The 283-nt window shown below is 33.6% G+C and carries 1 protein-coding gene; it reads left to right on the top strand.

Annotation, left to right across the window (positions count from 1 at the left end):
- Positions 1-283: hypothetical protein (locus CWC11_RS23105; protein ID WP_212748110.1), on the top strand; the 283-nt coding region annotated here is incomplete at both ends.

Raw genomic sequence — 283 nt, forward strand, 5'->3', positions numbered from 1 at the left:
CGTCAAGGGCAACAGATTTTAACTTTCTTGGCTCAGGAAAAGAGCTTTCTCTTGGAGTTTCTGGTTACAAATATGATAAAGATGCAGATCATTTTAAACAGTCATTAATCGAACCAGCAGATACTGATAGTTGGTTTACCCGTTATATTATCAAACACAATACACTATCTCTGGATTATTATGATCCGCATTTATTCAATTCACCCTACTATTATTTTAATGCAACTATTGAATTAACCAAGAGCCGATCTAAATATACTGAAATAGACGATAATAACAGCGA

Source organism: Pseudoalteromonas sp. S3178 (assembly GCF_005886985.1).
In the GTDB taxonomy this organism is placed as follows: Bacteria; Pseudomonadota; Gammaproteobacteria; order Enterobacterales; family Alteromonadaceae; genus Pseudoalteromonas; species Pseudoalteromonas carrageenovora.